Source organism: Fredinandcohnia quinoae (assembly GCF_022427965.1).
Lineage (GTDB): Bacteria > Bacillota > Bacilli > Bacillales > Bacillaceae_L > Ferdinandcohnia > Ferdinandcohnia quinoae.
In genome coordinates this window covers 1-25,020 of sequence record NZ_JAKTTI010000038.1, presented here as the reverse complement: position 1 = coordinate 25,020, position 25,020 = coordinate 1, and the positions used below count along the sequence as shown (strand labels likewise).

The 25,020-nt window shown below is 34.9% G+C and carries 27 protein-coding genes and 2 other annotated features; of the genes, 2 read left to right on the top strand and 25 right to left on the bottom strand.

Annotated features, from left to right (window positions below; genetic code table 11):
• Positions 1-14: 14 nt before the first annotated feature.
• Together MJG50_RS18425 and MJG50_RS18420 are read right to left on the bottom strand one after the other, a co-directional pair.
• Positions 15-737 carry a YwaF family protein gene (locus MJG50_RS18425; protein ID WP_345893254.1) on the bottom strand — a complete coding sequence of 241 codons (723 nt, stop codon included), beginning with the start codon at positions 735-737 and terminating at the stop codon, positions 15-17.
• A gap of 143 nt (positions 738-880) precedes the next feature.
• Positions 881-1,633 (bottom strand): TrmH family RNA methyltransferase, encoded by a 753-nt coding sequence (locus tag MJG50_RS18420; RefSeq protein ID WP_240257234.1) that lies wholly within the window; start codon positions 1,631-1,633, stop codon positions 881-883.
• Between the two features lie 124 nt (positions 1,634-1,757).
• Here MJG50_RS18420 and sspI point away from each other — a divergent pair, with 124 nt between their 5' ends.
• A complete protein-coding gene (gene sspI / locus MJG50_RS18415; RefSeq protein WP_240257233.1) occupies positions 1,758-1,967 on the top strand; it encodes a small acid-soluble spore protein SspI in 210 nt (69 codons plus the stop codon).
• A 40-nt stretch (positions 1,968-2,007) separates the two neighbouring features.
• On the opposite strand, the gene MJG50_RS18410 is transcribed toward sspI, so the two are convergent.
• Together MJG50_RS18410 and dut are read right to left on the bottom strand one after the other, a co-directional pair.
• The gene (locus MJG50_RS18410) at positions 2,008-3,093 is read right to left on the bottom strand and encodes a M42 family metallopeptidase (RefSeq protein WP_240257232.1); all 1,086 of its coding nucleotides are present in this window, start codon (positions 3,091-3,093) and stop codon (positions 2,008-2,010) included.
• 133 nt (positions 3,094-3,226) lie between these two features.
• A complete protein-coding gene (gene dut / locus MJG50_RS18405; protein WP_240257231.1) occupies positions 3,227-3,664 on the bottom strand; it encodes a dUTP diphosphatase in 438 nt (145 codons plus the stop codon).
• 119 nt (positions 3,665-3,783) lie between these two features.
• Here dut and MJG50_RS18400 point away from each other — a divergent pair, with 119 nt between their 5' ends.
• Positions 3,784-4,182 carry a sigma-w pathway protein ysdB gene (locus MJG50_RS18400; RefSeq protein ID WP_240257230.1) on the top strand — a complete coding sequence of 133 codons (399 nt, stop codon included), beginning with the start codon at positions 3,784-3,786 and terminating at the stop codon, positions 4,180-4,182.
• Between the two features lie 18 nt (positions 4,183-4,200).
• Here the strand turns inward: MJG50_RS18400 and MJG50_RS18395 are convergent, their stop codons facing one another.
• The 21 genes from MJG50_RS18395 to MJG50_RS18295 all read right to left on the bottom strand — a co-directional run bounded on the left by MJG50_RS18395 (position 4,201) and on the right by MJG50_RS18295 (position 24,834).
• The gene (locus MJG50_RS18395) at positions 4,201-4,776 is read right to left on the bottom strand and encodes a TVP38/TMEM64 family protein (protein WP_240257229.1); all 576 of its coding nucleotides are present in this window, start codon (positions 4,774-4,776) and stop codon (positions 4,201-4,203) included.
• A gap of 94 nt (positions 4,777-4,870) precedes the next feature.
• On the bottom strand, positions 4,871-5,146 hold the full coding sequence (locus tag MJG50_RS18390; protein ID WP_240257228.1) for a DUF1294 domain-containing protein: 276 nt from the start codon (positions 5,144-5,146) through the stop codon (positions 4,871-4,873).
• 485 nt (positions 5,147-5,631) lie between these two features.
• Positions 5,632-5,988 (bottom strand): 50S ribosomal protein L20, encoded by a 357-nt coding sequence (gene rplT, locus MJG50_RS18385; protein ID WP_240257227.1) that lies wholly within the window; start codon positions 5,986-5,988, stop codon positions 5,632-5,634.
• A gap of 38 nt (positions 5,989-6,026) precedes the next feature.
• Positions 6,027-6,227: a 50S ribosomal protein L35 gene (rpmI, locus tag MJG50_RS18380; RefSeq protein WP_240257226.1), complete on the bottom strand. Its 201-nt coding sequence runs from the start codon at positions 6,225-6,227 to the stop codon at positions 6,027-6,029.
• 21 nt (positions 6,228-6,248) lie between these two features.
• A complete protein-coding gene (gene infC, locus MJG50_RS18375; protein ID WP_240257250.1) occupies positions 6,249-6,767 on the bottom strand; it encodes a translation initiation factor IF-3 in 519 nt (172 codons plus the stop codon).
• A 166-nt stretch (positions 6,768-6,933) separates the two neighbouring features.
• Positions 6,934-7,067, bottom strand: a sequence feature (ribosomal protein L20 leader region).
• A 128-nt stretch (positions 7,068-7,195) separates the two neighbouring features.
• Positions 7,196-9,127 carry a threonine--tRNA ligase gene (gene thrS / locus MJG50_RS18370; protein ID WP_240257225.1) on the bottom strand — a complete coding sequence of 644 codons (1,932 nt, stop codon included), beginning with the start codon at positions 9,125-9,127 and terminating at the stop codon, positions 7,196-7,198.
• Positions 9,128-9,177: 50 nt separating this feature from the next.
• Positions 9,178-9,439, bottom strand: a binding site (T-box leader).
• An 85-nt stretch (positions 9,440-9,524) separates the two neighbouring features.
• The gene (gene ytxC, locus MJG50_RS18365) at positions 9,525-10,385 is read right to left on the bottom strand and encodes a putative sporulation protein YtxC (RefSeq protein ID WP_240257224.1); all 861 of its coding nucleotides are present in this window, start codon (positions 10,383-10,385) and stop codon (positions 9,525-9,527) included.
• 102 nt (positions 10,386-10,487) lie between these two features.
• On the bottom strand, positions 10,488-11,417 hold the full coding sequence (gene dnaI, locus MJG50_RS18360; protein WP_240257223.1) for a primosomal protein DnaI: 930 nt from the start codon (positions 11,415-11,417) through the stop codon (positions 10,488-10,490).
• Positions 11,418-11,438: 21 nt separating this feature from the next.
• Positions 11,439-12,833: a replication initiation and membrane attachment family protein gene (locus MJG50_RS18355; RefSeq protein ID WP_240257222.1), complete on the bottom strand. Its 1,395-nt coding sequence runs from the start codon at positions 12,831-12,833 to the stop codon at positions 11,439-11,441.
• 74 nt (positions 12,834-12,907) lie between these two features.
• Positions 12,908-13,366 carry a transcriptional regulator NrdR gene (gene nrdR, locus MJG50_RS18350; RefSeq protein ID WP_240257221.1) on the bottom strand — a complete coding sequence of 153 codons (459 nt, stop codon included), beginning with the start codon at positions 13,364-13,366 and terminating at the stop codon, positions 12,908-12,910.
• A gap of 113 nt (positions 13,367-13,479) precedes the next feature.
• On the bottom strand, positions 13,480-13,878 hold the full coding sequence (locus tag MJG50_RS18345) for a cytosolic protein (RefSeq protein ID WP_240257220.1): 399 nt from the start codon (positions 13,876-13,878) through the stop codon (positions 13,480-13,482).
• A gap of 103 nt (positions 13,879-13,981) precedes the next feature.
• Complete coding sequence (gene speD / locus MJG50_RS18340; protein ID WP_240257219.1) at positions 13,982-14,362, bottom strand: adenosylmethionine decarboxylase; 381 nt, start codon at positions 14,360-14,362, stop codon at positions 13,982-13,984.
• 238 nt (positions 14,363-14,600) lie between these two features.
• Entirely contained in the window at positions 14,601-15,632 is a 1,032-nt protein-coding gene (locus MJG50_RS18335; protein ID WP_240257218.1) for a glyceraldehyde-3-phosphate dehydrogenase, read from the bottom strand.
• A gap of 181 nt (positions 15,633-15,813) precedes the next feature.
• The gene (gene coaE, locus MJG50_RS18330) at positions 15,814-16,416 is read right to left on the bottom strand and encodes a dephospho-CoA kinase (RefSeq protein ID WP_240257217.1); all 603 of its coding nucleotides are present in this window, start codon (positions 16,414-16,416) and stop codon (positions 15,814-15,816) included.
• Positions 16,417-16,434: 18 nt separating this feature from the next.
• Positions 16,435-17,070 (bottom strand): sporulation membrane protein YtaF, encoded by a 636-nt coding sequence (gene ytaF / locus MJG50_RS18325; RefSeq protein ID WP_240257216.1) that lies wholly within the window; start codon positions 17,068-17,070, stop codon positions 16,435-16,437.
• Positions 17,071-17,160: 90 nt separating this feature from the next.
• Positions 17,161-17,988: a DNA-formamidopyrimidine glycosylase gene (gene mutM / locus MJG50_RS18320; protein WP_240257215.1), complete on the bottom strand. Its 828-nt coding sequence runs from the start codon at positions 17,986-17,988 to the stop codon at positions 17,161-17,163.
• 44 nt (positions 17,989-18,032) lie between these two features.
• Entirely contained in the window at positions 18,033-20,660 is a 2,628-nt protein-coding gene (gene polA / locus MJG50_RS18315; protein WP_240257214.1) for a DNA polymerase I, read from the bottom strand.
• A gap of 95 nt (positions 20,661-20,755) precedes the next feature.
• On the bottom strand, positions 20,756-21,688 hold the full coding sequence (gene hflC / locus MJG50_RS18310; RefSeq protein ID WP_240257213.1) for a protease modulator HflC: 933 nt from the start codon (positions 21,686-21,688) through the stop codon (positions 20,756-20,758).
• The gene (gene hflK, locus MJG50_RS18305; RefSeq protein ID WP_240257212.1) at positions 21,681-22,652 is read right to left on the bottom strand and encodes an FtsH protease activity modulator HflK; all 972 of its coding nucleotides are present in this window, start codon (positions 22,650-22,652) and stop codon (positions 21,681-21,683) included. Before hflK ends, hflC begins: the two co-directional genes overlap by 8 nt.
• A gap of 42 nt (positions 22,653-22,694) precedes the next feature.
• Positions 22,695-24,122 (bottom strand): two-component system histidine kinase PnpS, encoded by a 1,428-nt coding sequence (pnpS, locus tag MJG50_RS18300; protein ID WP_240257211.1) that lies wholly within the window; start codon positions 24,120-24,122, stop codon positions 22,695-22,697.
• On the bottom strand, positions 24,115-24,834 hold the full coding sequence (locus MJG50_RS18295) for a response regulator transcription factor (protein WP_240257210.1): 720 nt from the start codon (positions 24,832-24,834) through the stop codon (positions 24,115-24,117). Before MJG50_RS18295 ends, pnpS begins: the two co-directional genes overlap by 8 nt.
• Positions 24,835-25,020: the final 186 nt, after the last annotated feature.

Below are 25,020 nucleotides of genomic sequence, written 5' to 3'. Positions count from 1 at the left end.
GGTTTCGAATTTTCTTAATTACTTTTTTTAATTGAAAAAGGTAAATAGAGCAGAAAAAACATGACAAGTGCCACTATTTCCAGCGATAAAATATACCAAGGATATGGGCCCAGAAAATCAATTAGACTTGGATTATTTGGCTTATGTGCTAAAAACATATAATTGCCGCCGGTTGCTTTATTCATTAAAAACACAAAAATGGCAATTATATTCAACGTAGCAAAAGCCTTCAAAATTGATTTAATGGTAGGTTTGTAACCTTCATACCAAATCATGTATAAACTTGCTAAGATGATTGCAATGTGTGCTATGAAAAAATGAAAATAGCGATAATGCGGGAAGTCATAAGAAAGCTCAGGTGTCAGCATCGCTTGAAGCGCCCCGCCAATTCCTAGAAAATAAGTAACTTCAAATAAAAATTTATTTCTTGAAAGCAGCATAAAAAAGCTTAAAATTAGGGAAATTGAACATAGTTGTAACGGCAATGTGTCAACGATGTCCCATGTCTTCGTGTACGTATACCATGCGTATAAGGAAAGTTCACTTAGAAGTAAAAAACAAGCAAGAGTATAGCGTATAACGAATTTTCTTCCACTAAACTTTGTACGAAAGACGAATAAAATGACTGCCATTCCAACAAACAAACATAGCATACTAACATGAGTCAAAGATAACCATTGAAATGGTAACCCATTTATTGTTGATCCAAAAAATTCGCGAATATGCCATCCCCTCACTTTTTTACCTAGGCTATGTTAAAACTGAGTATTGATGAATATTCCGCCTTATTTGTATGGATTCACTAAGTTATTCAAGCTGAATAAAACCCGTTCACTCATCCAAATAAGGCTAAAATCAAAACTGAACATTAACATAACCTTTACCTTAAATGATAAAGCAAAATTCCTGCTGCTACTGCAACATTTAATGACTCACTTTCTCCATAGATCGGGATATATAGGTTTTGATCAGTTAATTCAAGTAAATCGGGATTAACTCCATTCCCCTCATTGCCCATGATTAACGCAAATGATGATTCACTTGATACTTCCTTAAAATCAACAGCATTTTTTAATGATGTTCCAAATACTTTAACATTCTTTTCTTTTAGCTTTCCTATCATTTGAAACAAATTAGCTTTTATAATTGGGATATGAAAAATAGAACCTTGTGTAGAACGAAGGACCTTTGAATTATATACGTCTACACTGCCTTCCCCGATGATGACTGCATCGATTCCAGCGGCATCCGCTGTTCGAATCATTGTCCCGAGATTACCCGGATCCTGTACAGCATCAATAAGTAATAGCTTTGAAAAACTAGTAAGATCCTTCCTATCATTATATTGCTCGCAAATTGCAGCTATACCTTGTGAGGTTTCCGTATCACTTATTTCCTTCATAATTTCTTCCGTAACGAGAACGATTGACTGATTATCTACATTCCAGTTAGCAGGAAGATCAACTGTTTCAACCATAATAAGTTCACGAATGACAGCATTACTTTTTAGAGCATCTTCCACTAAATGAAAACCTTCAATCATAAAAGTACCAGTCTTATCACGTTCTTTTTTTGTATGTAATTTCTTCCACTGCTTTACCTGTGGATTTTTAATAGATTCAATACGTTTCAATTTCAAAATGCTCCTTTTTCGACTCTTCGTTTTTTACCATTATATCTCATGAAGCATACATAATAAAATTACAAATCGTAAATGATAATAAAGAAAAAGATACATAAGAAAGGTGTGCTTATATTTGAATTTAAATTTGCGAAATGCAGTTATACACAATGTAACAGGTAATTCCCAGGCTGAATTGCAGGAAACAATCGTCGACGCAATTCAAAGTGGTGAAGAAAAAATGCTCCCAGGACTTGGAGTATTATTTGAAGTCATTTGGCAAAATGCCAGTCAAGAGGATAAACAGGAGATGCTTACTACATTGGAGCAAGGGTTGAAAAAGTAAATAGTAAAGCCGGTGAAGAAATTTTCACCGGCTTTTTTAATTAATCAAATTTAATTTTATTTACTGCTTCTCCATCCAGTCGTTTAATCACTTCTACAATTAGCTTCACTGCGTTCTCATAGTCATCGCGATGAAGCATTGCTGCATGTGAGTGAATATAACGAGTTGCGATCGTGATTGCTAATGAAGGTACACCTTGGAATGATACATGGATTGTACCTGCATCAGTTCCACCACCAGCAATTGCATCGAATTGATATGGAATATTTAATTCATCTGCTACATTTGTAACAAAATCACGTAAGCCTTTGTGTGAAACCATGGAAGCATCGTATAAAATTACTTGAGGACCTTTGCCCATTTTACTTAATGCTTCTTTTTCAGTAATTCCTGGTGTATCACCTGCAATACCAACATCTACTGCAATGGCAACATCTGGTTTAATCATTGTTGCAGCTGTTTTTGCTCCACGAAGGCCAACTTCTTCTTGTACAGAACCAACTCCGTATACCACGTTTTGATGGTCAACACCTTTTAATTGTTTTAACACATCAATCGCAATTGCACAGCCAATTCGATTATCCCATGCTTTTGCAAGGAGCATTTTTTCATTATTCATTACTGTGAATTCAAAGTAAGGAACAACCTGATCACCAGGTTTAACACCAAATTCTTGTGCTTCTTCACGGCTTGTTGCACCAACATCGATGAACATATCCTTAATTTCAACAGGCTTCTTACGCGCCTCAGGTGATAAAATATGTGGTGGCTTTGAGCCAATCACACCTGTTACATCACCTTTACTTGTAACAATTGTCACACGCTGAGCAAGCATAACCTGTGACCACCAGCCGCCAACTGTTTGGAACTTCAGGAATCCTTTGTCATCGATATGAGTGATCATGAAACCTACTTCATCTAAATGGCCAGAAATCATGACTTTTGGTCCATTTTCCTTGCCTACCTTTTTCGCTATTAAGCTTCCAAGACCATCTGTTGTTACTTCGTCTGCAAATGGAGTTATGTATTTCTTCATGACTTCGCGTGGCTCGCGTTCATTACCAGGAATTCCTTTTGCATCGGTTAAATCTTTTAACATTGTTAATGTTTCATCAAGCTTTGTCATATGTATGTCTCCTTACTACTGTTTAGATTACCTTGACTATTCTTATTATACAAAAAATTATTACATAATGACAATGAATCTCATCTAAATAATATACTTCATTCTTCTAATTCTATGCGATTAGAAGTTCGGTTTACTTCGTTCCCGATGAACCGAAGCCACCTTCTCCACGTTCAGATTCAGATATTTCATTCACTTGGGTAAGCATAACCTTTGGAACGGGTGCGATGACCATTTGTGCAATTCTCATTTGTTTTTCTACTAAAAAATCTGACTTTCCATGATTAATTAAAATGACCGCAATTTCCCCGCGATATGCTTCATCGATCGTTCCTGGGCTATTTAATACAGTGACCGAATGTTTTAATGCTAATCCACTTCGAGGTCGTACTTGTGCCTCTGTACCCTCAGGTAACTCTATTTTAATTCCTGTTCGAATAAGCTCTGCTTCTCCAGGGGCAATTACTTTTTCTTCTACTGAATATAAATCAAAGCCAGCATCCCCTTTGTTGGCTTGAAATGGCAGCCTTGCATCATTATTCAGTAATAATACATTTACATTATAATCCAATTGAGCTCCTCCTTCTGAAACCTTTCAAAAAAAGTATAACAAATTAATAAAAAGTTGAAACCTTTTACCTCACTTAATCGTATATGAAGTCGAATTAAGAATCTGGGAGGAGTCCTCTTATGTTTGTCCTACTAATACGACTTGTACTAATACTGTTAATTGTTTTTATCATATATCGGATATTCAAATATTTGTTGAATCCAAAAAGAAAGCTTGAGCTTGCTCATGAAAAAAAGGAATTTTATTTTTTGGATGATCAGAAGAATGTCCAAAAAAACTTTCTACTTACTTACAAGGGAGTATTATTTGAGGGAGAAAAATACTTAGGAACAACTGATAAAGCCTTTGAGGTTATTTCTATTTTCGTCTTTACAAAACACATACATTTACTTAAAGGTATCTACTACGATGATTTTAAGTATTTAGAGCGAAGAATAAAAGAAGTATACCCACATGCAGTAATAGACTGGAAAAGTCCAATTAAGGAATTTTTAACAAACAATACCCGTGAGAGATAGTTACTCTCATGGGTATTTTTAGTAATATGATCTACCAGCTTTAGGTTTAAAAAATTCATGCCATTTAATAATAACCTGCTTCTCTCGCAAAAGATAAAATAATAGAGTTAATGATAATAAGATTACGATAATCATCATCGTTGAAAATTCTCGAATGAATTGACCAAATACTGTGTAAAATAGCGCAACTGGAATATTAGTATAGAAGGATCCTTTTGTATATTGTCTAAAATTTCGTGTGACATCGATAATACAAAGTGATAAAAGGTGAAAATTAATGAAAGGTATAAGACGTAGAATGGAAATTTGACCCATCGTAAAATTAACTTTGTTTCCTAGCCATTTTTGCTTTAGCTGATTTATTTTACTGGAGAGCTTTGGTACTCGCTTATATAAAACATAAAAGATAACACTTAATATTGTTAATCCTAATAGTGAGTATAGTGTACCGAAGACTGAACCAAATAAAATTCCACCAACAATACAAACAACTGGGACAGGGACAAACAAAAAAGGACGGATTAAATGCAAACAAATAAAAACAATTGGTGCTAATATCCCCGTAGATTCTATAAAGACAAATAGTACTGTCATCGTCTCATCCAAACGCACACTCACCTCGTTTTCTTAGCTACATGTTTTAGCCATTTGTCATTCGCTATATAAACATATACAATCGTACGAGCTGTTATGACAATTTCAGCAAAATATATATGTATATGATCATAGTAATTACTGTGAGTGTAGGTAGAAGAATTGCAAAGTTTTTATGTTTTGTTTTATGTCGAAATAGCTTCATTCCAACTGTGGCTCCAAGTGCCCCACCTAAAATCGAGACAAGCCAAATCTGCATTTCAGAAATACGCCATTGATGTTTTCTTGCTCTTTGTTTATCAACATACATAATGCTAAGTCCATATATATTTAATACAACATAAAGAATGAGTATTATTTTTGTATCCATTTGAACTCCCCCATTTTGAAAGTATACATTTACTATGTTCTACTATAGATAGAATTTGATTAAAATCCACACTTATCGGTTAAAGGATCAGATTGAGCTCCCGAGCTGATAAATAGAGGGAAAAATTCCTCTTATTTCATAATTATTATAAAAAAAGGCTTAAATAGAAGGAGAATTTCCGCTTATCGTCTTTAAAAATTCGATAATAGTAGATTTTAGTCATCATAACAGGAAAATCTCCCCTTATATCCCCCAAAACAAGCTCCATTCAGCATTTAACAGGAAAATTTCCGCTTATTTGTTAATCGGCTTATTAAATGAAGTTTTTCAAGCAAAACTTATTTTGATGCATTACAGTGAACGAGTGTGGTTTCAAACAGAGATGTTTTTGATTTTCCTCTTTATCTGTTTAAATTTCACAATTTCCTTAACAATAATAAAAAGGCTACCCCCATTTTACATGAGAATAACCTTATCAACTATCATTATTTCAAGTTGTTTTTAGCAACAGTTGCTAATTCAGCAAATGCTTTTTCGTCGCTAACAGCTAGGTCAGCAAGCATTTTGCGGTTTACTTCGATACCAGCAACCTTTAGTCCGTGCATTAAACGGCTATAAGAAAGACCGTTCATACGAGCAGCTGCATTGATACGAGTAATCCAAAGCTTACGGAAGTCGCGTTTCTTTTGACGACGGTCACGATAAGCATACATTAAAGATTTCATTACTTGTTGATTTGCTACTTTATATAATGTATGTTTTGAACCATAATAACCTTTTGCTAATTTTAATACTCTTTTACGACGTTTGCGTGTTACTGTACCGCCTTTAACTCTTGGCATTGTGTTTCCCTCCTAAGATCCTATCAAAAATTCCCGAATTATTTTAAGTTTGTTAATAAATGACGAATACGTCTGAAATCGCCTCTGCTTACTAATGTAGCTTTACGTAGATGACGTTTTTGTTTTTGAGTTTTATGTGAGAACATATGGCTTCTGTACGCGTGTGAACGTTTTAATTTTCCAGACCCAGTTCTTTTGAAACGCTTTGCAGCGCCACGGTGTGTTTTCATTTTTGGCATAGGGAGTTCCTCCTCGTTTCATTACTTTTCATTTTTAGGTGCTAATACTAAGAACATGCTACGTCCATCCATTTTCGGATGAGACTCAATCGTAGCAACTTCAGTACAAGCTGCAGAAAAGCGATCTAATACTTTTTGACCGATTTCTTTATGTGTAATTGCACGACCTTTGAATCGAATCGATGCTTTTACCTTGTCACCTTTTTCAAGGAATTTAATCGCATTACGAAGCTTAGTATTGAAATCATGCTCATCAATTGTTGGGCTTAGACGCACCTCTTTAATATTGATGATTTTTTGATTTTTACGAGCTTCTTTTTCCTTCTTCTGTTGCTCAAAACGAAATTTACCATAATCCATGATACGACAAACTGGTGGTTTCGCATTTGGAGCAACTAATACAACATCTAGATTTGCTCTTGCAGCAATTTCTAATGCTTCAGTCTTAGATTTGATTCCAAGCTGATCACCGTTTTGACCAATCAGACGAACTTCACGAGCACGAATGCCCTCGTTAACCATCATGTCTTTGCTAATAATTAGCCACCTCCAAGGTTTTATAAGCTCATAGGAAAGAATGATTACTCTCCTAAACGCATAAGTTCAACTACGGATCTGCTGTCGCCAGTATGGCTTGGCAATCACTTAGTTTACTTTATGAATAGCTTCGTTTGATGATTCCATCTACGCATTTACAGGTTTCGTGACAAACAAAAAAGTGTGAATGTACATGACACCCACACTTTTACATTTCATTCATACAAAAGAAAAATGAACGTAATACCTACCAACTGCAATTTGCGTCAATCAGGTGAGAAGCGGGTGCTTCTACTTTACTCAAACAAGTATTCAATTTACCTATAGAACTATATCATTACCTAACAAAACTGTCAAGTCGTATATTTATTATTAAAGCAAGACAAAATTTATTTTAACAGATACTTGATACTAATTCAAGATATATTTTTTTATCTTTTTACTTCATTGATTAAAGCATTTAAGAAATCGTCAAAAGGTACTGTTTCTGACTTTTGCTCTCCGTATTTACGTACATTAACAGCATTTTCTTGAATTTCATTATCACCTAGAACAAGCATATACGGGATTTTAAGCATTTGTGCTTCTCGAATTTTGTAGCCGATTTTTTCATTACGGCTATCAAGTTCAACACGGATTCCTTGTGCTTTTAATTTTTCTTGAACTTGCTTCGCATAGTCGAAATGAATATCTGGAGATACCGGAATCACTTGTACTTGTACAGGTGCTAGCCATGTCGGGAATGCACCCTTGTATTCCTCAATTAAAAATGCAACAAAACGTTCCATCGTTGAAACGACACCACGGTGAATAACAACTGGACGATGCTGCTTACCATCTTCACCTACATAAGTCAGATCAAATCGTTCCGGTAACAAGAAGTCAAGTTGAACAGTAGATAATGTCTCATCTTTACCTAATGCAGTACGGACTTGAACATCTAGCTTCGGACCATAGAATGCTGCTTCACCCTCTGCTTCAAAGTAATCAAGACCAAGATCATCCATCGCATCCTTTAACATTGCCTGTGCTTTTTCCCACATAGCATCATCATCAAAATATTTTTCTTTATCTGCTGGATCACGATAAGAGAGACGGAAGCTATAATCATTCAGATTGAAATCTTTATATACTTCTAATATTAAGTTTACTACTCGAATGAATTCTTCTTTAATTTGGTCAGGTCTGACAAAGATATGTGCATCATTTAATGTCATTCCACGAACACGTTGGAGACCTGATAGAGCACCACTCATTTCATAACGATGCATTGTCCCTAATTCAGCAATACGAATTGGTAACTCGCGATAGCTATGGATTCCGTTTTTATACACCATCATATGGTGTGGACAGTTCATTGGACGAAGAACAAGCTGCTCATTATCCATATCCATTACAGGGAACATATCCTCTTGGTAATGTGCCCAGTGACCTGAAGTTTTATATAAATCAACGCTTCCCATGATTGGAGTGTATACATGGTCATACCCAAGACTCACTTCTTTATCAACAATATATCTTTCAACGACTCGACGAATTGTTGCACCTTTTGGCAGCCATAATGGGAGACCTTGTCCAACTAATTGAGAGTTTGTAAACAAGCTTAGTTCTTTTCCTAGTTTGCGATGATCTCTTTCCTTTGCTTCTTCTAATAGACGAAGATGCTCATCAAGATCAGCCTTTTTGAAGAATGCTGTTCCGTAAATACGTTGGAGCATTTTATTCTTACTATCGCCGCGCCAATACGCGCCCGCAATACTTAATAGTTTAAATTCTTTTATTTTTCCTGTTGAAGGAACATGTATTCCACGGCAAAGGTCAAAGAATTCACCTTGCTCATAGATTGAGACAACTTCTTCTGCAGGTATAGCTTCAATTAATTCAAGCTTTAGATTATCACCAATCTCGCTGAATTTTTTGATTGCTTCATCACGCGGAACTTCTACTCGGATGATATCAAGATTTTCATTGATGATTTTTTTCATCTCTTTTTCAATTGCTGGGAGATCCTCTGGAGTTAATGATTGCTCCATATCAATATCATAGTAGAAGCCATTTTCAATTACAGGCCCAACACCTAGCTTAACATCTTTGTATAGACGCTTAATAGCTTGTGCCATAAGATGGGCTGAGCTGTGGCGCATAATTTCTAATGCTTCGTCATTGTCTTGGGTAACAATCGCGATTTCTCCATCTTCATGGATTGGTGTGCGTAAGTCAATTAATTGTCCATTAAACTTACCCGCTATCGACTTTTTCTTAAGTCCAGGGCTAATTGATCCGGCAATATCTTCTGTTGTTGTTCCTTTTGGAAACTCCTTCACTGCTCCATCTGGGAATGTGATTTTTACTGCATCTGACATCATCGTCACTCCTTCATTTTTTTTGAAAATAAAAAATACCCATCCCTATAAAAAGGGACGAGTATCTGAATACACGTGGTTCCACCCTTGTTTCCATGACGACAAATGATAAACTCGCAATCTCCACTTTGTCATTCATGGCTCAAGATTTAAGTAACGGTAATTACCGTCAGCAATTACTGCTTTGGATTCAAAGGTTCACTACTGAAGTTTAGAGGTGGTAATGTATAATTCGTGTTAGGAAGGTTCCAGCCTTGCCTTCCCTCTCTTTAAACCGTAAAAATACGATCATGTCCTCATCATAACTTTTTATCATATGATTATAAGATGTACATCTTTTCTTATAATATGTACGATTATAGTCTTTATTGAAAATGAAATCAAGGGTCATGATGTTTTATTTAGAAAGTTTTTTTAGCTTTAATTGCTCAAAATAATTCATTGAATAAATGTTTACCTTTTCTAAAAAAACATTAACAATCGTTTGAACCATTCCATTATCCACATCATTCGTGTAAATAAAAATCGACTTTGGCGCGATTGAAACTAATGGAGCCAATACAGTTGAGTCAATATACATTGGCTGTCGTAAAATAAGTTTTCGATCAATTAGTTTAATTAATTCTTCACGAGCAATTTCTAAAAATTGATTGTTATAAAAGGTAAAATGTCCATCATGGAGAATATGTATCTGTTCCAGCTTCGACTCACGATCAACAGTAAAATCTCTTAATCCCTGTACAAACGCTTGATATTCTTGCTCTAATTTGTACTCATCAATTGCGAGCTCAACAATGTGTAAAAGGTTTTCTGTGTATGATCTAAGCCTAAACTTCAAAAACGACTCAAACGAAAATGATATTGGTTCTTTTAAAAAACCTGATAGTATTTCTGCAATTACTTGTTCTCTTGGAATACTATCTGGAACAATCGGAATATCAGGAGAATTCCCATCAAGCAATGATTTTGCTATTTCTAATATTTGCTTCTTCTCATCATAATCAGTAAAGTAAAAAATGGTTTCTATCATCGAGAGAATCCATTCATCCTCTTTATTCTGTATGATATATTCGGTTAATGCAGGAATAATAACGGAGCGTAAAACATATTGATTTTTTTTAGCAATAAAAATAGATACTACATTTGCACGATCATATGAAACTCTTATGTAATTTATAGAAAATGCTTGAGCTCGAGCACATATGCTCATATATATTTTATTAGCATCTAAGGTTTCTTGAAAGTAGATTTCAATCAAGCTAGTCCCCCCATTTCACCATACCCTGTTTCTATGTATATGGGTGATAGGACAACTTTAGAATAAGAAAAAAAGCCATTCCTCAATCGAGAAATAGCCCTTTTAATACCTTCGATTTTCACCACGAAGCTCTATAGGTTTTGCTAAATATTTTATCCGTTCCATGATTCTTGCTGCTTTCACCTTTTCTTCTTCACCACGTTGTGAGTAAGATAAATGATGTTCAAGCTCCTTCAAATCAAAATTCGATGTGAAAAAGGTTGGTAAGTTTTCTAACATCCTAAATTGAAGAATTGTTCCAAGTACCTCGTCCCTTGCCCAACTTGACATCGATTCTGCACCAATATCATCGAGCATCAATACCGGCACCCTTTTAACCGCTTCTAATTTTTCATTTAATGTTTGATTCTGGATTGCCCCTTTTAGCTCTCTCATAAATTCTGGAACATACACAAGCATAGAGGCAATGTTTTTTTCCGCTAGCTTATTTGCGATTGCTCCAAGTAAATACGTTTTACCTGTTCCAAATGGCCCATGATAATAAATAGCTGGAATTCTCTTTCCTGGTTCGTATTTATCTACAAAATCCAAAGCTGCTGTAATCGCAATTTGTCTATCCTCATCTACCTCAAATCGATTGAAAGTTGCATGTAGGATATCATTTGGTATATATACACTCTTAATGAGTGATTTAAACTTCATTTGTTCATCATGTATCAATTTATTGGAACAAGGTTCATATTGTACATCAATATTTTTTCCGGTTATTTTAAGATGTGGATGGTAACCTTTCAGCATATTTTTACACTGATCCAAGCTAGCACATTGATCACAATTCTTACTTTGACCTATGAACTCATAGAGCTTCACAAGACTTCGATTAATCATTTCATTCGTAATTTCATCTCGGTGGTCATTAAGAAAGCTTCTAATTTGAGGATTGTTTAATACTTCATGTTTTATTTTTTCATACTGCTGTTGGAAGTTTGCATTATTCGCCAATTTTTTTAAAGAATCTTGGACAGGCTTCATTTTTTCACCACCATCATATAACTACTTACTCATTTTCTTTATTCTTTCTTCAATTTTACGCTTTTCTTCCTCAAATGCTGGATTATGCGTCTTTCTTTCAATTTTTTCCTTACTACCATCTTCTTGTTTTAACCACTCAGGTAATAATTCCTTCCGGATTGGCTTCTTTTTAGTTGTGCTCTCTTTTTTACCGGTTGCCCAATCTTGATATTGACGATGTTCCTGCTTCGCAAGTTCCATCGCAGCCCTTACTGTTGTAATTTCTTTTCTTGCCCAATGGCTTGCTAGTTTTTCAACATATGATTTCGTAAGCTTCATGTCTGTCCTTAACATCACATAATGAATAAGTACATTCACGACACCTGGCAATAACTTTTGCCGAAACATGACATCTTCAACAATCTTTAAATCAGCAGTTGAAGGGGCTGCACCACCTGATATTTCGGTTAGAAGTTGTTTTGGAGATACTAATTCAAGCTGCTTAATTAACTCTTCTTCTTTTGTCTTCGGAGTTTCATTCATCATTGTTCGATTCGAAACTGGCTGAAGTCTTTCACTTAATTTAGGAAGCTCATTGCCATTTTCAATCTGGTACCAATCTCTTGCTGCTATCCTCAATTTTTCAATATCTATAGCTTCTGTAGGATCTAACGCACTCATGACGATCCCTTGCATCTCGATTGGATTAATTCCATAAAGGAATGAGAGCTTCTTAATTGCTTCCTTAACTTTTAGAGTGATTGATTTCTTAGGAATCATAACATCAGATATTCCTGCAAAAAATAAATCAAAGTCAAAAACAGAATCATCGATCGTTAAATTCGTGCTTTCTTTTCTTACAGCATACTCATTATCTTGTTCAATCTCAAGACTACGCTCTGTTTCTTCATTCATATTTGAAACCATTTGTGTAGCTTTTACAGATACAAAAACTTCATTAAATGTTTTTGTAATCGGTTGGTATGTTTCTAAATCAAGCTCAAAGTCTGAGAAAAATCGTTTCAGCTTCATAAATTTATTTTTTCCAAGCCGATTATATAAATAGATATTAAGCACCCCATCAGTAAAAAATCGCCCTGGTGATAAAGGTGCTTGAAGTTCATATACAAAGCTTCGAGAATCATTCTCTAATTTGACATATGACTTTAAGAGCCCAATCCCTTCTAGTTTAAGCCTCTCTTGATAAATCCCCTTTAAGTTACTTTGTAAAATCGCCATTAAACTATGGTGAGTATTTTCCTCTCCCCAAAGACGATTCTGCTCTAACTCACTCCACAAAGTCATGTATAAACTATAAGCCTTCGAGCCAATTAAGGGTTGATATAATAATGTTAATACTTTACGATCGTAATCGTGTAATAAATCAGCAGTATGAACCTGATAGCGATCTACCGGTAGTAAATTCCAATGTTCCATTTCATCAAAGCCTTCTTTTTGAACACGTATTTTATATGAAAAAAGAGCTTAATCATTTATCTTTAAGCTCTTTTTTAGCGTTCTTTTTTTATTAATTCCTTAAGTTCATCAATAAAAACATTTATATCCTTAAACTGACGATAGACTGAAGCAAATCGAACATATGCTACCTCGTCAACCCCAGCTAGATGATTCATAACAAATTCACCAATTGTATCACTTTTCACTTCAGATATTCCTTGATTACGAAGTTCTTTTTCGACCTCATGTGTGATATCTTCTAACTGTTTTAAGGTAACAGGTCTCTTTTCACATGCTTTAATTAGTCCTCTCAGCATCTTTTCTCTACTGAATTCTTCCCTTGTTCCTTCTTTTTTAACAACAATTAAAGGAATTTCTTCTACTTTTTCAAATGTAGTGAAACGAAATTGACACGCTTCACATTCACGCCGTCTTCTAATCGCACGTCCTTCATCAACTGGACGAGAATCCAGTACTCTTGTTCCATTATGCTGACAAGTTGGGCATTTCATACGATTAACCTCCTATCTCTCCTTATAGGATGTTTAATAAGTCGGAAATAGTTATTATATAAATTAATCTTATAAGAAAGAAATTTATTGTACAAGTATTTTGTAAAAGTTATTTACTTTCTAGCTCCAGTTCCAATAAAGGTTAAAGCTTTATCAAGATTTTCATATAATTCCTTAATAACTTTTCTGCTAAACCCAAAATCAGTCGGCAAAACTTTCGTATCTGTAGAAACCGCAAAATCAACAGCTGTTTCAAAGGGTCTCACTGAAATAATTGTAACAACCACAAATGCCTTTTTTCTCTTTTTAACAGAAACACTCATCTCACCGCGTTCCTCAGAAATAGAAGTGATATGATAACCATCTAATCCCTCTATCACTGACTTTACTGCATCGATCGTCTTTTTATTAGTTGATTTATAATAATGACTTTTTAAAAGCTCGTCCCAATGATTATCACTTGTTTCGCTATGAGAAGTCGTTAGCATTTGAAATGTTTGTTTAAATCCCATTTATTAATCAGTCCCTTTATATGAATTTTTCCAATATTTTATGTAATATAAAAAGAGGTGTAATTATACACCTCTTTCTATTTTAGTCGATTCTTGTTTATTTTTAAAGTATTTTTACTTGTGATGGCTTAACTTGTACTGGCCCCATCCCACGAGGTAGTTCCATATTCTCGCGCGTTTGTGCACCAAGAGCTTCAGCAATATAATCTGCTGCAATATTTGGATCTAAATTACCACATGTGTAAACATCAATACTCGCATAGCCATGCTCTGGAAAGCTATGTATTGTTAAATGTGATTCAGAGATAATAACTACTCCACTAACTCCATGGGGTGCAAATTTATGAAAAGCTACCTCACGTACTTCTGCACCAGATTTCAGTGCTGCTTGAACGAATGTTCGCTCAATTCCTTCAATATCATTTAGTTTTTTATAATCGCAACCCCATAATTCTGAGATTACATGACGTCCCATTGTTTCCATATTTATGGATCCCCCTTTACATAGTATCCTTTGTGAATTCTTTGCATATTGCTGTGCATAACTACCACGGGGGAAAGTTAGTCCAAAGAGGTCCTAACCCTTTAAGTAGCTAAAAAGCGTTAACTTTAAGAAGTTCACGATTTTTAGTATACTTTGTTTAGTATCTTTTTGCAATGCTAAAATCATAAATATAGCTCTTCCCATATGAGAAGAGCATTTTTTTCTAGCCACTATAAGCCTATCCTACTTTAACTTCTACTTTTTTTTCAATTTGAAATCCCACATATTTCACTAGATCAACAACTCTACATGAATATCCCCATTCATTATCATACCAAGCTAATACTTTTACCTTTCGATCAGCAATCATCATCGTTGACAAACCATCAATAATTGAAGAATGCGGATTCGTATTAAAATCTACCGACACAAGTGGTTCAGTTGTAAACTCAAGGATTCCATGCATCGCACCCTTTGAAGCAGTAATAAATGCATCATTTATTTCATCAATTGTCACATCTCGCTTTAAATCAACAACCAAATCAACTAAAGAAACATTCGGTGTTGGAACTCGTAATGCCATCCCGTGAAGCTTTCCCTTCAATTCAGGTAAAACTAATGAAAGGGCCTTTGCTGCACCAGTTGATGTTGGAATAATGGATTGTGCACATGCACGAGCTCTTCTTAAGTCCTTATGAGGATTGTCAATATTCATTTGATCATTTGTATAGGCATGAATCGTTGTCATTAATCCATTTTCAATCCCAAATTGCTCATGTAACACCTTTGCAACTGGCGCTAAGCAATTTGTAGTACATGATGCATTTGAAATAATATCATGCTCGTTCGGATCATATTTGTCTTCATTAACACCCATAACGATTGTCACATCTTCATTTTTTCCCGGAGCCGTTAAGATAACCTTTTTTGCCCCAGCTTGTAAGTGCAAGCTCGCTTTTTCCTTTGAATTAAATTTCCCTGTTGCCTCAATCACAATATCTATATCATATTTTCCCCATGGAAGTTCGAGTGGATTGCGAGAGCTAACAAGCTGAATACGCTTACCATTTACAATAAGAGAATTTTCCTCGGCTTTAACATCACCTTCGAACCTTCCATGATTTGTATCATATTTAATTAAATGAGCTAACGTATCAGCAGGATAGCTTGCATTAATTGCGACTATTTGTAGAGAGTCATCTAAAATCGCATTTCTAAATACCATTCTTCCAATACGTCCAAATCCATTAATAGCGATTCTTGGCTTCATTTTAAAAACCCCTCCAAGATATATGTTATACTTAAAATCTGAAAATGTATATTTAGTATAACACATTAAAACGAAACTGTAATACTATAAATGAATTAATTTCGTAAAAGTTGATATTTTATTTAAAAATCGACATAAATAAACCTCATTCATAATGAAATGAGGTTTATTAAATAATCCTTTATATAGAGATATCCCATTTTTTTAGAATCTCTTCAATTTGCTTTTTTGTTTCTTCAACCGTGCCATTATTATAAATTACTGCATCTGCAAGAGAAATCTTGTCTATTAGTGGCATTTGCGAGTTAATACGTGCCTCTGCCGCCTCTTGATTAAAATTGTTACGGGCCATAAGCCTTGTTAATTGTTTATCAGCATCAACATATACAAGAAGTGTTCTGTCAACAATCGATGTTAATTTGCTTTCAAATAATAACGGAATATCCATAATGATTACTGTCTCGCCTTCTGTAATCCAATTATCCTTTTCCCGTAACATTTGCCTCCGAACAGCTGGATGAACAATTCCGTTAAGAAGTCTTCTTTTTTTCTCATCTCGGAAAACAATTGAGCCTAGTTTTACACGATCTATTGCTTTATCGGGTAGTAGTATATCGGGTCCAAAAGCTTCTATAATTTGATAATAAGCTTCCCGACCTATTTCCACTACATCCCGTGCGATAATATCAGCATCGATCACAACTATTCCCATTTTTTTAAGCAAATTTGATACAGTGCTTTTTCCACTAGCAATTCCACCTGTTAATCCAATTACTAAAGCCAATTATACATAACTCCTTATTTAAAATTTCCAGATTCCGATCACAATTAATAAGATTCCTGGTAAAAATGAAAACTTCTGAACCCATTTTATTTTTGAAAAAAAAGTTCCACTTTTCATACCAATAAACAGAAACAAGGAACTCATAATAGCGACAATTACTGCCATAATCCATGGAGAAAGCCCTAAAAGTGCTGCACCAATTCCTGCACCAAAAGCATCTAATGACAATGCTAAACCTAACATGAAGGCTTCAAGTCCTGTAATTGTTCCTGATTTATCAAAGTCTGCCACCATTGGCTTTTTTAATATATTTATAACTAGCCCTAATGATTTAATTTCAACCTTAACTAAAAGTTTTTCTTCATTCACTTCAGTCGTTTGAGCAGTTGTACGAAAAAATTGATATAGTACCCACGCACCAATCAAAACAAGTACTACACCACCAATCTTTTCTGCGATTAATGGTGATAAGAATGAGGCAATAGATTGTCCCAGTCCCATCGAAATCATTAATACTAATGCTGAACAACAAGCGATTGTAATAATTGAGATGAATGGAATTTTAATCTTTCTCATCCCATACGTAAAACCAACACTAAAGCCATCCAAACTTACTGCAAATGCTAATAAAATGAGTGATACATGTTGAGACATCAAATTGAGACTCCTTCCTATCATTTGCTACGATAGTATATGGATGGAGCCTATTTAATGTGACATGTCCAAAAGCAACCTACATTGGTACTACATTTTTTGACAGCTAGGGCAATAATGTGTACCTCTTCCACCAACAACCTTTTTCTCAATAGATGTTCCACATTTTTTACACGCTTCACCCTTTTGACCATAAACAAAGAGCTCTAATTGAAACATGCCAATTTCACCTTGAGTATTAACATACGACCTAATTGTACTTCCGCCTTTATCAACTGCTTCTTGAAGGGTTTGTACGATTTGTTGATACAATCTTTTGATTTCACTCTTTTTAAGCGAATTTGCTTCTCTCTCCGGGTATATCCCAGCTCGAAATAATGCTTCATCAACATAAATATTACCTAGGCCGACAACAATTTTTTGATCAAGTAACGCAACCTTTATTTTTCGATTTGTTTTTGCTAATTGTTCTTGCAATCTTTTTTCGGTGAAGTCCGATGAAAAAGGTTCAGGTCCAAGCTGTGAAAGAGGAAGTACTGTTTCTTCTTCACCCTTTTTAAACAGATGGAATGTGCCAAATTTCCTTACATCACGGTATCTAAGCTCTGTTCCATCAGTAAATGCAAACAATACATGGGTATGTTTGTCATATGACTCCTCATTTTTATATAATCCATATCTACCTTCCATCCTTAGATGAGAAACTAACACATAATCATCCAAAATAAACTTTAAAAACTTACCTCTCCGCTCGACGTCTTGAATTGTTTGACCCAATAATGCATCAGTGAATTGTTCAACTTCTTCAGGTTTTTTTATCATTTTCGCCCATAATACGGTTACTTTCTGAATTGTTTTACCATTAACTAGTTGTGTTAACGTTCTTCGTACCGTTTCGACCTCTGGCAACTCTGGCATCTTTCCACTTCCATTCAAATCCTTGTATTTATTTATTTATTTATTTATTTTGCATCATACCAAGTTCTACCGTATGCGTAATCTACCTTCAATGGCACTTTAAGTGAGATTGCGTTCTCCATTACATCAGGAACAATTACTTTTAAAATGTCAATCTCCTCTTCTGGTGCTTCAAAGATAAGTTCATCATGTACTTGCAAGAGTAATCTTGTTTGCAGATTCTCTTTCTCTAGACGATCTGCCATGTCAATCATTGCTTTTTTAATAATATCTGCTGCGCTCCCTTGAATAGGGGTATTCATGGCAGTTCTTTCTGCAAAGCTACGTACATTGAAGTTTCGAGCCGTAATTTCCGGAAGATATCTTCTCCGTTGCAATAAAGTTGTGACATACCCCTTTTGTTTCGCCTCTTGGACAATATCATCCATATAATTCTTCACACCAGGGAAACTTCTAAAATAACGTTCAATAAAAAGACCTGCTTCCTTTCGAGTAATCCCTAAATTTTGAGATAGCCCAAAATCACTTATTCCATATACAATCCCGAAATTAACTGCCTTAGCTTGTCGGCGCATATTCGAAGTTACTTCTTCTTCATTTACATGGAATACATCCATCGCAGTCTTCGTATGAACATCTAAATCATGAGTGAAAGCTTCAATTAAGTTCTCATCATTTGCGATATGTGCGAGAACTCTTAATTCAATCTGTGAATAATCAGCTGCAAATATTAACCAATCCTTTCTTGATGGTATAAATGCTTGCCTAATTTTTCGACCTTCCTCAAGCCGGATTGGGATGTTTTGCAAATTCGGGTCCGTCGAACTTAGTCGACCTGTTTGCGTCAATGCTTGCTGGAACCTTGTGTGGACTTTGCATGTATCTTCATGAACAACCTTGAGTAATCCTTCAATATACGTTGATTGAAGTTTTCCTATTTGGCGATAATTCAAAATTTGCTCAATAATGTCATGCTCGCTCGCTAGTCTTTCTAGAACATCCGCAGAGGTAGAATAGCCTGTCTTTGTCTTCTTATAAATAGGCAAATTTAATTTTTCAAATAGGATCACTCCAAGCTGTTTAGGCGAATTAATGTTAAATGCCTCACCCGCTAATTCAAAAATGCTTTGCTCAAGTTGTTGCAGTCTTTCTCTTAACTCTTCCCCCATCGCTTTTAAACGGTCAACATCTACCTTTACACCTTTTGATTCCATATCAGCTAGGATGAGTGATAACGGCATTTCCAAATCAGTAAATAAATCTAGTTGCTCATTTTCTTGCAACTCCCTTGTAAAAACATCCTTCAATTCAGATAAAATAACTGCTTTTCTGACAAGATGCTCTGCTAAAATATTTTGTTCAGGGATACTCCGTTTTGCACCTTTTCCAAACACTACTTCATCTGATTGAAGATTAGTAAATCCTTTTATTTTAGCTATAGCAGCTATGTCTTCAGTTGAATCTGATGGATTTAATATATAGGAAGCAATTAAACAATCAAAATCAATTCCATTTAACTCAATGCCTTTCCAACGCAGTGCAACAATTGATTTTTTGCCATCGAACACCGTTTTCTTCTTTGAATGATCCTTTGCCCACGATTTAAATTCATCTGATTTCAGTGCAAGCTCCGTAGAAATATAATAATTGCCATTTTCATTGACAATTGCGAAGCCTTGTACTTCGGCTTGATGATAGCTTTCATCCATTACTTCAACAATTAAAGTAGACTGGTCTATAAGCATTTCATTCGAAATGTCAGATACCATTTGATAATCAATATCTTCAAGAGTTAATATTTCTTCTTCATAACCTTCGATTTTATCAAGCAATGAATTAAATCCTAATTCTTTAAACAAATAATTGAGCTTCTGATTATCGTACCCGTCATATTCAATATCGGGTATCGTGATTCCAATAGGTGCTTCTCGATGAATAGTGGCAAGCTGCTTACTCATTTCCGCCTGTTCTTTATTTTCCACCAGCTTTTCCTTTAGTTTGGCTCCGCCTACTTTATCAAGGGAAGCTAGAAGCTCTTCTAAAGTCCCAAATTCCTTTAAAAGCTTAAGTGCTGTCTTTTCTCCAACTCCCGGTACACCTGGAATATTATCCGAATTATCCCCCATAAGACCTTTCATATCAATGATTCGTTCTGGTGTGATTCCGTATTTCTCCATAATAAATTCAGGAGTATATGAATCAACATCAGTTATGCCCTTTTTTGTTATATCGACCGTAATATTCTCAGATGCAAGCTGGGTTAAATCCTTATCACCAGAAATAATCTTTACATTATAACCCTCTTTTTCTGCTAGAAGTGACAGTGTGCCAATAATATCGTCAGCTTCATAATTTTCTAGTTCATATCTTGCAATTTTATAAGCATCCAATAATTCTCTAATAAATGGAAATTGTTCTGAAAGTTCTGGTGGTGTTTTCTGGCGTCCACCCTTATATTCATTGAATGTTTGATGTCTAAATGTCGTCTTCCCAGCATCAAAGGCAACTAATATATGGCTAGGTTTTTCCTGCTCTAGTATTCTCATAAGCATCATCGTAAATCCATAAATGGCATTTGTATGAATCCCCTTGTCATTACTCAACAATGGCAATGCAAAAAATGCACGATAAGCGATACTATTTCCATCAATTAACACAATTTTTTTATCCAAGCAAATTCCTCCCCTATAAATCAGTAAAGGCCGTATTTTCCTACTGTTCATTTTAGCATGTTCATGAACAGAATGGAAAATAGCGGCCTAATGTACTACTCGGTGTACCCCATTAATAATTTCGCATAAGGTGAATCAGATGGGAGTATAATAACAGATTCACCATTTATTGTCTTTTTATATGACTCCAATGTTCGGAATAAGTTATAAAACTCTACATCCTTAGAAAAAGCTTCATTATAAACTTTTGCGGCTTCCCCTTCACCTTGACTTCGGATTATTTCCGCTTCTGCTTGAGCTTTTGCAAGCAATTCCGTTACCTCTTTATCAGTTTCAGCTTCAATTTGATTCTTCTGTGCATCTCCCTTTGATAAATACTCCTGAGCTTTTGTATCACGTTCAGAAATCATTCGAGTAAAAACAGATTGTTCATTTTCAGCTGGTAAGTCAGTTCGTTTCATTCGAATATCTGTTACCGTAATTCCATAATTGTCCCTTTTTAGAACATCATTAACAATCTCAGTGATACGGTCGTTTAAACTACCTCGTGCCGATTTCTCATCATTAATAATCTCATCATAATTTAATTGTCCAAGCTCAGTACGGATAGCGGAATAGACAAATTCATCTAATTTTGCTTCTGCATTTACAACCGTTCTTGTATTGGAGATCATCTTCTTTGGATCTTCAATCTTCCATACAGCGTAATTATCGATGATCATTCGCTTCTTATCCTTTGTATTAATTTCCGCTTCTTGAACATCATAAATCATTTGATATTTTGGTAATGTTTCAACTGATTGAATGAAAGGAATCTTATATGTAAGCCCTGGTGAAGAATCAATTCGAACAACCTCACCGAATTGGCGAATAACCTTATATTCACCCTCTTTTACAATAATTAAATTTGCAAGTAATATTCCGATTAGAAGTAGAAGAATGACGAAAAATATACCACCCTTAATATACTTTCTCCAACTAGTATTGCTTCCTCTTTGTTCATTTAAATCTACAACTTTATCAGCCATTCTTTTCACTTCCTTCCTCTGTTACAGGAGGTGTTTGTGTTTGATTTTCTAATGGGCGAATCGGGAAATATTTCATTGTATTTCCATCATCATTCATAATGTAGATTTCTGCATTTGGTAGAACCTGATCAAGTGTTTCTAGAATAAGACGTTTTCTCGTAATTTCTGGTGATTTAACATATTCTGCATATAACGCGTTAAATGTTGCTACATCACCACGCGCCTTCTCAATCCGAGCAGCCTTATCTCCCTTTGCACGTGAAATAAGAGCTTCCTTTTCACCTTTTGCCTCATTTTCCCGTTTCTTCTGATATTTTTCTGCTTCATTAACTTTTGTGTTCATTGTTTCTCTAGCATCGGTAACATTTGTAAAAGCTTTTCTTACCTCTTCATTCGGCAACTCAACATCCTGTAACTTAACAGCAGTGATTGATATCCCAATATCATATTTTGCTATTAAAGTAGTTAATAAATCTCTAACATCTGCTTCTATTTCTGCCTTACCAGACGTTAACGCCTCGTCAATTTCAGATCCTCCGATAATACTTCTTAAAGAGGCAGAAGTTGAATTGTATAATATTTGTCTTGGGTCCTCAGAATTATATAAAAACTTAGCAGGGTCCGTAATTTTCCATTGAACTACAAGATCTGCGAGAACAATATTCTCATCACCAGTGATCATTTTTGTATCTGCTGGAGCATCTGTAATTTCACCATTCTTTTGATCATAACCGAATTGTAAACTATATGTTTCTTTCGATACAGTTGAGACCGTTTGAATTGGCCAAGGCATCTTAAAATGCAAGCCCGGTTCAGTAATTCCTTCATCTGCTTTTCCAAACGTTAAAATAATAGCTTGTTCAGATTCATCAACCGTATACCAAGTTGTTAACGCAACAGTACCTAATATTAGAACTAAAATAGATAGACCAACAATTGTATAAATACGCTTTAAACTAACCATGTTGTCCCCCTTTTAATATTTATATAGATTTATACGAGTCCATTATGAAAAGGTTTCAAGTTTTTTTCTAAAGAAAAGCGTAAAGGTAGTTCCAACTCCTACTTCACTTTCTACTGAAATCGAACCGTGATGTGCCTCAATTATGTGTTTTACAATGGCAAGGCCTAATCCTGTTCCACCAGAATTCCTACTTCTCGCTTTATCAACTCGGTAAAATCTTTCAAATATCCGAGGAAGTTCGTCGTCTGCAATACCAATCCCTGTATCTTTGATGTTGATTTTTACACTATCATTCTTCTCCTTAATGCTTACTATCACTTTTCCAGCCGTACTCGTATAGGTAATGCTATTATTAATAAGATTAAGAAATACCTGTTTGAGTCGATCAAAATCACCCTCAATTACGCCTGGTTCGTCATTCAAATTTAAAGTAAGTTGTATATCCTTTTGCTCCGCCTTACTGTTTAACATCATAAAAATATCATTTAACATCTCTTGTAAATCAATTTGTTGAATGTTAAGTGCAAAACCATGTTGTTCCATTTTGGATAAATCCAACAAATCTTGTATGAGGATTTGAAGTCTATCACTTTCCTTCAAAATAATTGAAAGAAAATATTCCAGAGTTTGTTCGTCCTTCATTGCACCATCAAGTAATGTTTCAGAGAATCCTTTGATTGATGTAATAGGTGTTTTAAGCTCATGTGATACATTGGCCACGAAATCCCTACGTATTTGCTCAAGCTTAATAAGTTCTGAAATATCGTGGAAGACGAGTACAACCCCTTTCCACTCATCATCAATCCCAATAATTGGTGCACCGTACACTTCAAAATGTTTCAACTCATTTTGCAACTGAAGTCGCAGCTGTCTCCTAACATTAACCTCTGTCATAAAGATGTATTCAACAAGTGAGACAATCTCATTTTGATCAAATGCCTCATAATATAATTGATTCACATATTTCTCATTTTCTATTTGAAAGGTTTCCTTAAATGCGCGGTTTAGTAAATTAATATAACCTTTCTTATCAATTAGAATAATGCCACTGCCCATATTTTCAATTAAAGTATGTAAACGGTCATGCTGCATACCGTGTGACTTTGTCATTTTCTCAAGATTTGCTGCTAATATATTTATTGATTGACCTAAAGTACTATTTTCATATGTTCTGGCCCGGTAATTTCCTTTTGCCAATTCATTAGCAACCTTAGTAGCCTCTTCGATTGGTTTCGTATATATGGTTGTAATTCGAATGACTAGGAACAAAATAACGATAAACGCAAGTACGAGACATACAATTAATGAAATCCAAATTTGATGATTTATTTTTTCAAGAACATCAATATTATTAACATTATTATCATAAAAGCCCTTAAATAACTGACTTAACAGTATTCCAAGGCCTATAAAAACGAAGATAATTAATGTGATTAATGAAAAAAGAAGTCTTGAGCGAAATCTATTCATCAAGTTTTGGCTCCTCAAGCTTATAACCGATCCCACGTATTGTCTTAATCATTGATGGTTTTTTCGGATCTCTTTCTATCTTCTCGCGCAAATGACTTATATGAACATCGACAATTCTAGTATCACCTGCAAAGTCATAATTCCAGACAGCACTTAATAGTTGATCTCTTGTTAATACTCTGCCTTTATGTTTTGCTAAGTATACAATAAGCTCAAATTCTTTTGGCGTTAGTTCTAATTTCTCTGCATTAAAATAAGCTTCAAAATAATCTGGAATTAGTTTTAAATCGCCAATAGTAATACGATCGATTATATTCTTTTCTAATGTTTCCTCATCTGTCTTACTATTCGTTCTACGTAGAATCGCTTTCACTCTTGCTACAACTTCTCTCGGACTAAATGGTTTCGTCATATAATCATCTGCACCTAACTCAAGCCCTAATACTTTATCGAACTCATCATCCTTTGCAGTTAACATTAAAATAGGTACTGCCATTTTTCTCTGGCGAAGTTGCTTACAAACTTCTATTCCATCTAGTTTTGGAAGCATTAAATCTAAGATAATCAAATTGGGTTGTTCCTGTAATGCTGTATACAAGCCTTGTTCTCCATCCATTGCAGTTATCACTTCATAGCCTGCTTGCTGAAGATTATACTGAAGTAATGTTACAATTGATTGTTCATCATCTACCACTAAAACTTTATTATTCATAGATTCCTCCTACGAGCGTATTAAGACATCATTTCGTATGTATGCTTTCATTATAGATTATCAAGTAGAAGTTACAACCATTTGTTTCTGTAACATTTTTAAATAATAAAAAAAAGAGAGGTTACCCTCTCTCAGACTGTAGACAAACTCGAAGATTTTCGAGTTTGCCTACAGTTTTTTTTCATT

Coding starts and splice junctions, on each gene's coding strand:
- thrS (WP_240257225.1), bottom strand. CDS start 9,127: ATGTCAGATGCAGTAAAAATCACATTCCCAGATGGAGCAGTGAAGGAG.
- MJG50_RS18335 (WP_240257218.1), bottom strand. CDS start 15,632: ATGAAGCCAAGAATCGCTATTAATGGATTTGGACGTATTGGAAGAATG.
- hflC (WP_240257213.1), bottom strand. CDS start 21,688: ATGGCTGATAAAGTTGTAGATTTAAATGAACAAAGAGGAAGCAATACT.
- nrdR (WP_240257221.1), bottom strand. CDS start 13,366: ATGAAATGCCCAACTTGTCAGCATAATGGAACAAGAGTACTGGATTCT.
- pnpS (WP_240257211.1), bottom strand. CDS start 24,122: ATGAATAGATTTCGCTCAAGACTTCTTTTTTCATTAATCACATTAATT.
- rplT (WP_240257227.1), bottom strand. CDS start 5,988: ATGCCAAGAGTTAAAGGCGGTACAGTAACACGCAAACGTCGTAAAAGA.
- mutM (WP_240257215.1), bottom strand. CDS start 17,988: ATGCCAGAGTTGCCAGAGGTCGAAACGGTACGAAGAACGTTAACACAA.
- ytaF (WP_240257216.1), bottom strand. CDS start 17,070: ATGTCTCAACATGTATCACTCATTTTATTAGCATTTGCAGTAAGTTTG.
- MJG50_RS18400 (WP_240257230.1), top strand. CDS start 3,784: ATGTTTGTCCTACTAATACGACTTGTACTAATACTGTTAATTGTTTTT.
- speD (WP_240257219.1), bottom strand. CDS start 14,362: ATGGAAACAATGGGACGTCATGTAATCTCAGAATTATGGGGTTGCGAT.
- MJG50_RS18355 (WP_240257222.1), bottom strand. CDS start 12,833: ATGGAACATTGGAATTTACTACCGGTAGATCGCTATCAGGTTCATACT.
- MJG50_RS18390 (WP_240257228.1), bottom strand. CDS start 5,146: ATGGATACAAAAATAATACTCATTCTTTATGTTGTATTAAATATATAT.
- MJG50_RS18345 (WP_240257220.1), bottom strand. CDS start 13,878: ATGGGATTTAAACAAACATTTCAAATGCTAACGACTTCTCATAGCGAA.
- MJG50_RS18295 (WP_240257210.1), bottom strand. CDS start 24,834: ATGAATAATAAAGTTTTAGTGGTAGATGATGAACAATCAATTGTAACA.
- MJG50_RS18410 (WP_240257232.1), bottom strand. CDS start 3,093: ATGACAAAGCTTGATGAAACATTAACAATGTTAAAAGATTTAACCGAT.
- hflK (WP_240257212.1), bottom strand. CDS start 22,652: ATGGTTAGTTTAAAGCGTATTTATACAATTGTTGGTCTATCTATTTTA.
- dnaI (WP_240257223.1), bottom strand. CDS start 11,417: ATGAAGCCTGTCCAAGATTCTTTAAAAAAATTGGCGAATAATGCAAAC.
- rpmI (WP_240257226.1), bottom strand. CDS start 6,227: ATGCCAAAAATGAAAACACACCGTGGCGCTGCAAAGCGTTTCAAAAGA.
- MJG50_RS18395 (WP_240257229.1), bottom strand. CDS start 4,776: ATGACAGTACTATTTGTCTTTATAGAATCTACGGGGATATTAGCACCA.